General features: G+C 73.7%; 6 protein-coding genes. 2 read left to right on the top strand and 4 right to left on the bottom strand.

Translation table 11 applies throughout. The features are described from left to right. Nucleotides 1-128: 128 nt before the first annotated feature. Together J1M44_RS05490 and J1M44_RS05485 are read right to left on the bottom strand one after the other, a co-directional pair. Nucleotides 129-692 carry a GNAT family N-acetyltransferase gene (locus tag J1M44_RS05490; RefSeq protein WP_144824486.1) on the bottom strand — a complete coding sequence of 188 codons (564 nt, stop codon included), beginning with the start codon at nucleotides 690-692 and terminating at the stop codon, nucleotides 129-131. Between the two features lie 90 nt (nucleotides 693-782). Next, nucleotides 783-1,358 carry a hypothetical protein gene (locus J1M44_RS05485; RefSeq protein WP_144824485.1) on the bottom strand — a complete coding sequence of 192 codons (576 nt, stop codon included), beginning with the start codon at nucleotides 1,356-1,358 and terminating at the stop codon, nucleotides 783-785. Nucleotides 1,359-1,605: 247 nt separating this feature from the next. Between J1M44_RS05485 and trpB the strand changes: the two genes are divergently transcribed. Continuing rightward, nucleotides 1,606-2,907, top strand: coding sequence for a tryptophan synthase subunit beta (trpB, locus tag J1M44_RS05480; RefSeq protein ID WP_206480722.1), 1,302 nt, complete (start codon nucleotides 1,606-1,608; stop codon nucleotides 2,905-2,907). A 54-nt stretch (nucleotides 2,908-2,961) separates the two neighbouring features. Then, nucleotides 2,962-3,663 carry a ZIP family metal transporter gene (locus J1M44_RS05475; protein ID WP_166437806.1) on the top strand — a complete coding sequence of 234 codons (702 nt, stop codon included), beginning with the start codon at nucleotides 2,962-2,964 and terminating at the stop codon, nucleotides 3,661-3,663. A 30-nt stretch (nucleotides 3,664-3,693) separates the two neighbouring features. Here J1M44_RS05475 and J1M44_RS05470 read toward each other — a convergent pair whose 3' ends face one another. Together J1M44_RS05470 and J1M44_RS05465 are read right to left on the bottom strand one after the other, a co-directional pair. Then, complete coding sequence (locus J1M44_RS05470; protein WP_144824484.1) at nucleotides 3,694-4,614, bottom strand: SDR family oxidoreductase; 921 nt, start codon at nucleotides 4,612-4,614, stop codon at nucleotides 3,694-3,696. Between the two features lie 237 nt (nucleotides 4,615-4,851). Next, the coding region (locus J1M44_RS05465) for an amidohydrolase (protein ID WP_241252844.1) at nucleotides 4,852-6,498 on the bottom strand (1,647 nt) is incomplete at its 5' end.

Raw genomic sequence — 6,498 nt, 5'->3', positions numbered from 1 at the left:
GTTAGCGTGAGTCATGAGCGGGTCTCTTCTGGCAGGTGGGTTGTTGAGGAACTTCCATCCTGCGGCAGGGGCCCGCTCGTCTCATCTCAGCCCGTACCCCGTGGCAAGAACCTCATGACCCACAACACCTAGGCCGCCAGGCGCGCTTCGAGCCCGGCGCGCACCGCGGGCCATTCCTCGCGCACCACGCTGAAGTAGTCGACGTCGGCGATCGTCCCGTCCGCCGCCGGGCGGAAGCGGCGCAGAGTGCCCTCGAACGTCGCCCCCAGGCGGGCGATGGCGGCGTGTGAACGGGCGTTGCGGTGGTCGCAGCGCAGGGCCACCCGCTCCAGCATCCATTCTTCGAACGCGTGCCCGAACAGCAGCAGCTTGCAGCCGGGGTTCACGGAGGTGCCCCACACCCGACGGGCGTAGACCGTGTGCCCCACCTCCACCCGCAGCCCCGGCACCAGGTCATAGAGGCTCGTGCGCCCCACCAGCTCCCCGCCCTGCTCGACGGCGAACGCGAAGGTGCCCTCCCGCTCGATCAGCTCGGCGAGGTGCGCGGACATGGCCGCGCCGTCCACCGGCAGGGGCGCGCTGTTCCCCGCCCACGTGGCCGCGTCGACGAGCTCGCGCAGGGCGGGGCCGTCATCGGGGGTGAGGGGGCGCAGGGTGAGGTCCCCGCGGGTGAGGACGATCTCGTGCTTCATGCACCCATCCTGTCAGCGGACTGGGGGCGATCTCCCGGCACGACGAGACCGAGCGCCACGGCCGGGGCGTCGCCCGGTCGACCGGACGGCTCAGAGCGTGGCGGACCGGCGGGCGGAGGCCCTCATGGCCGCGGCCCGCTGCGCCACAGAGGCCTCCAGGGCGCCCGGCTGCAGGGCCGGGGCGAAATCGGCGGCCACCTCTCGGGCGACTCCCTCGAGGGCGGTGGCGTCCTGGGTGACCCAGGCGCGCAGCGTCAGGTGCTCCCGCATCCACGCCGTGAGCGTCTCCTCGGACTCCGAGGTGAGGGTGAAGCCCGCGCCTGCCGCGCCCGGGCTGGTGCGCTCCACGTCCAGGGCGAGCTCGCCCGCCAGCAGGGCGGCGAACGCCTGGCGCAGCGGGGAGGCGCCGGTACGGCCGGACTGGAAGGCGGCGCGCACCTCGCGGCACTGCAGGCTCTCGTCGGCCACGTCGACGGCGAGGACGTCACCGGCGGCGGGGGTGAGGCCCAGGGCGGCACGGGCTGACTCCTCGGCCACCACGGCCACGATGCCGGGCACTGCGGGGGCGGCGGTGAGGAACTCGGCGTACCGCATGCCCGGAGTGGCGGCGAGCACAGCGGCGGCCTCGGCGGTCAGGGACGGGGTGTCGACGGCGGTGACGGTCATGGATCCAGCGTGAATCGCGATTCACTGAGACGGGGAGCGGCGTCCATATTTTGAGATTTGCAGCCACATGGTGAGACTCGCGCCTGCCCCGACGTGCAGTACGCTGGCCCCATGCAGATGCACGCGCAGCAGTGGTGGACCGCCTGAGGGCGGCCCCGGTCATGCGCATCTGACACGACGAGCCGCTCGCCTGCCGGGCGGCTCGGTCATGAGCGGCTCGGCGGGCCCCATCCCAGGACGACCCCCGATGACCCACCGCAACCCCGAGGACAACGCCCTGAGAGGCGCCACCGAGCCCCGCACCCTCGCCGAGGCCTGCGACCTCGTCACCACCCCGGATCTGGACGTCTCCGCGGACGGCATGTTCGGCCAGTACGGCGGCGCCCACCTGCCCCCACAGCTGGCCGGCCCCATGGCCGAGGTCGCCCGCGCGTACGCCGAGGCGCGCCAGGACCCCGAGTTCTACGCCGAATACCGACGCCTGCTGCGCGACGCCGTCGGGCGCCCCTCCCCCCTGACCCCGCTGGACCGCCTCTCCGACGAGCTCGGCGGCGCACGGATCGTGCTCAAGCGCGAGGACCTGAACCACACGGGCGCCCACAAGATCAACCACACGATCGGCGAGGCGCTGCTCGCAAAGCGGATGGGCAAGCGCAGCCTGATCGCGGAGACCGGCGCCGGCCAGCACGGCGTGGCCCTGGCGACGGCGGCCGCGATGGTCGGCCTCGACTGCGAGATCCACATGGGCGCGATCGACGTGGCCAAGCAGCACCCGAACGTGGTGCGCATGCGTCTGCTCGGCACGAAGGTGGTCTCGGTGGAGCGCGAGGGCCGCTCCCTGAAGGAGGCCGTGGACTCGGCGTTCGAGGTGTACGCGGCGGACCCGGAGAAGTACCTGTTCGCGATCGGCTCCGTGGTGGGACCGCACCCGTTCCCCACGATGATCCGCGACTTCCAGTCCGTGGTCGGCCGCGAGGCCCGCGCCCAATTCCAGGAGCGGTTCGGGGCGCTGCCGAGCGCCGTCGTCGCCGCGGTGGGCGGCGGCTCCAACGCGATGGGCGCGTTCACCGCGTTCCTCGACGACGCCGACGTCGCGCTCGTGGGCGTCGAGCCCGGCGGCCGCTCCGCGACCAAGGGCGAGCACGCGATGACCATGACCCAGGGCCGCGACGGCGTCCTCCACGGCATGGCCACCCTCGTCCTCGCCGACGACGACGGCACCCCGGATCCCGTGCACTCGATCGCCTCGGGCCTGGACTACCCGGGCGTCGGCCCACAGCACGCCCACTTCGCGCGCGTCGGCCGTGTCCGGTACGTGGCCGAGGACGACGCGGCCGTGCTCGACGCGTTCCAGCGGCTCACGAGGCTCGAGGGCGTCATCCCCGCGCTCGAGTCCGCGCACGCCGTGGCGCACGCGATCCGCCTCGCCCCGCAGATGGGCCGGGACGAGCGGATCCTCGTCAACCTCTCCGGCCGCGGGGACAAGGACGTGGACTACGTGGCCGAGAAGCTCGGTCTCACGGGCGAGGCGGACGAGGTCGTGCGGTGAGCTGAGGCGGCGGCCCGGCGTCGTCCCCGGTCAGCGCGTAGCCTGGCCCGCGTGATGACCTTGATGTGGGGCGCCGTCGCCGCGTCCTCCCTGCTCGTGGGCGCCGTCCTGGCGACCCTGCGCCGCTGGCACATGGGCACGATCGGTCTCGTGCTCGCCTTCGGCGCCGGCGCCCTGATCGCGTCCGTGTCCTTCGAGCTCGCGGAGGCGGGCGTGCAGGCGGCCGGGCCTGCCGCCGTCGGCATCGGGCTGACGCTCGGCGCGGCCGCCTACTTCCTCGGCGACCGTGCGGTGGAGCGCTCCGCCGCGAGGTCCGGCGGCTCGTCCTCGGGCGCCGCGCTGACCGTGGGCGCGCTGCTGGACGGCATCCCGGAGCAGCTCGTGCTGGGCATCGGGCTGGCCGCGGGCGAGGGCGTGTCCCTCGCGCTGCTCGTGGCGATCTTCATGTCCAACCTGCCTGAGTCCATCGCCGCCACGGCCGACTCCCTCGACGGCGGCAAGACGCGTCGCCACCTGCTGATCCAGTGGTCGCTCGTGGCGGTGGTCTGCGCCCTGGCGACGTGGGGCGGCGGGCTGATTGCCGACGTCGCCTCCCCCGCCCTGACCGGCGGCATCCAGGGGTTCGCGGCCGGCGCCCTGCTGGTCATGCTGATCGACACGATGATCCCCGAGGCCCGCGAGAAGGGCGGGGAGAAGGCCGGGCTGCTCACCGTGGTCGGCTTCGCGCTCGGCGCGTTCCTGTCCCTGGTGGTGTGACCGCCCAGGGACAGGAACGCCCGGCTCCGGTCACGGGGTGGGCATGCCGCCGGTCACCGGGATGGTCGCACCCACCACATAGGAGGACTCCGGCGAGGCCAGGAACACGTACGCCGGGGCGAGCTCGGTGGGCTGCCCGGCGCGGCCCAGCGGAGTGGACTGGCCGAACTCCGGCAGGGCCTCCGGCTTCTGGCCGCCGGAGGGCTGCAGCGGGGTCCAGATCGGACCGGGCGCCACGGCGTTCACGCGGATGCCCCTCGGGGCCAGCTGCTGGCCCAGGGCCTTCGTGAAGGTGTTGATGGCGGCCTTGGTGGAGGAGTAGTCCACCAGCTGCTCCGGGGCCATGTAGGCGACCACGGAGGTGGTGTTGATGATCGTGGAACCCGGCTTCAGGTGCGGCAGGGCGGCCTTGACCAGGCGGAACTGGGCCAGGATGTTGATGTCGAAGGTGGCCTCGAGCTGCTCGTCATCGATGTCCTCGATCGAGTCCTGCGCCACCTGCTTGCCGCCGTTGTTCACCAGCACGTCCAGCCCGCCGAGCTTCTCGACCGCCTGGGCCACGAGATCGGCGCAGAACGTCTTGTCCCGCAGGTCGCCGGGGATCCCGGCGGCGGTGCGCCCCTCCGCCTGCAGGACCTCGAGGACGTGCTGGGCGTCCTTCTCCTCCTCGGGCAGGTAGCTGATCACGACGTCGGCGCCCTCGCGAGCGAACGCGATCGCCGTGGCCGCGCCGATGCCGGAGTCACCGCCGGTGATGAGCGCCTTGCGGCCCTCGAGACGGCCGGTGCCGCGGTAGGACTTCTCACCCAGGTCGGCCTTCGGCGTCATCTCCGCGTCCAGGCCGGTGCCGGGCAGCGACTGCTCCGGCGGGCTGATCACGGGGTAGCGCTTCGTGGGGTCCTGCAGGGTGAGCTGGTCGGTGGTGGTGGTGTTCGCGTCGTCGTGCGCCACGGGGTGCTCCTCACGGACTCGGGGCGACGCGCGGTCTGCGCGCCGTCCTCCGAGCGTAGGGAGCAGGCCCCCGGCGGAGCCACGGCTGACCGCCGGGCCACCGGACATGCCCCACCCCCCTTCCGGGACGAGCCCTGCGATATGGCCCCCAAACGCGTGGTTTAGGGGCCATATCGCAGGGCTCGTCGCGGGGTCCCGGGGCCGGGTGTCGCGGGGTGCCGGGGCCGGGACCGGGCGTCACAGCCCGCCGTGCACGAACTCCCCGCCCACGGCGGTGGCGACGACGTCGATCGCCGCGATCTGGTCGCTCGGCACCACGCGCGGGTCCTCGCTGAGCACCGTGAAGTCCGCGAGCTGGCCTGCGACGAGCCGTCCCTTGCGGCCGCCCCAGCCGGTCGCCTCCGCGGAGCCGACCGTATAGGCGTGCAGGGCCTCGGCCACGGTGAGCCGCTCCGCGTCCGGGCCGTACTGCTCGCCGGTCTCAGTGCGGCGCAGCACGAAGTCCTGGATGACCTCCAGCGGGCGGCCGCCGGCCACGGGACGGTCCGAGCTGCCCGGCAGCACCAGGCCCGCGCGCAGCAGTCGCCCGGCCGGGTACGACAGCGCGGCCCGCTCCGGCCCGATCCGCTCCCGCACCGACCCGCCGAACGCGCTGATGAAGTTCGGCTGGGTGGCCATCACGACCTCCAGCTCGGCCATGCGGGCCACCTGATCGTCGCGGACCACCCCGCCGTGCTCCACGCGGTGCGGCATCACGGGACGTCCGAACCGGCCCCGCGCCTCGGCGATCACGTCGAGCGCGAAGTCGAGGGCGGCGTCGCCGATCGCGTGCAGGGCCAGCGCCCAGCCGGCGGCCGCCGCACCGAGGCACGCCCGGCGCATCTCCCCCGCGTCCTGCTGCAGGTAGCCGCGGCCGTGGCCGTGGCCGCAGTAGTCCTCGGTCATCGCGGCGGTCTGCCCGAGCATCGACCCGTCCGTGAACACCTTCGCCGGCCCGATCTGCAGCCACTCATCGCCCACCCCCGTGCGCACGCCGGCGTCGAGGGTGAGGTGCGTGCCGTCGTCGGGATGGCCGTCCACCGGGCGCAGTGCGTCCAGGGTGACCATCGTCTGGAAGCGGGTGCGCAGCAGCCCCGCGTCCCGGGCGCGCTGATACGCGCCGAACTCGAGCGGGCTGTGCCCGATCCACCCGCCGGCCACCCCCGCATCGGTCACCGAGGTGATGCCCTCGGCCGCGTACTCCTGCGATGCCCGCGCCAGGCACGCGCCGATGTGCTCGTGGGACTCCGGCTGCAGCAGCCGGGTCACCAGGCTCATGGCGGTCTCCTCCAACAGACCGGTGGGCCGGCCCTCGGCGTCCGTGAGGATCCGCCCGCCCTCGGGCTGCTGCAGCACCTGCTCCCCCACGCCGGCCAGGACCAGCACCGCCCCGGACACCGTGACGGCGTGGCCCGTGTTGTGGCGGATGAGCACGGGGCGCCCGGAGGCGGCGGCGTCGAGGCCGTCCCGATCCGGCTGGGGGCCGGTGAGGTGGCCGGGGTCGAAGCCGGTGCACGTCACCCAGGCGCCGGGGTCGAGCTCGGCGGCGCGGGCGCGGACCCGGCGGTGGACATCCTCCGCGGTGCGCGCACCCTCGAGGTCCACGTCCAGTCGGGACTGGCCGAACCAGACGCTGTGCGCGTGGGCGTCGTTGAACCCGGCGAGGACGGTGCGCCCCCGCGCGTCGAGGCGTTCGCGCGTCGCGAGGCCGTCCAGCTCCTCGTCCACCCCGACGACGACGCCCCGCCACACCCCCAGCCGTGAGGCCGACGGGCGGGCGGGGTCGCCGGTGATGAGGCGGGCGTTCTCCACGATCAGGTCGAGCTGCATGGGGCGGGTCTCCTG

The organism is Micrococcus sp. KRD128 (genome assembly GCF_017168395.1).
GTDB lineage: Bacteria > Actinomycetota > Actinomycetes > Actinomycetales > Micrococcaceae > Micrococcus > Micrococcus luteus.
Note: the sequence above shows the minus strand (reverse complement) of the source record. Positions and strands in the feature narration are given on the sequence as shown.

Excerpts from the sequence above, each read along its gene's own strand:
- J1M44_RS05485 (WP_144824485.1), bottom strand. The coding sequence starts at position 1,358 with ATGACCGTCACCGCCGTCGACACCCCGTCCCTGACCGCCGAGGCCGCC.
- trpB (WP_206480722.1), top strand. The coding sequence starts at position 1,606 with ATGACCCACCGCAACCCCGAGGACAACGCCCTGAGAGGCGCCACCGAG.
- J1M44_RS05475 (WP_166437806.1), top strand. The coding sequence starts at position 2,962 with ATGACCTTGATGTGGGGCGCCGTCGCCGCGTCCTCCCTGCTCGTGGGC.
- J1M44_RS05490 (WP_144824486.1), bottom strand. The coding sequence starts at position 692 with ATGAAGCACGAGATCGTCCTCACCCGCGGGGACCTCACCCTGCGCCCC.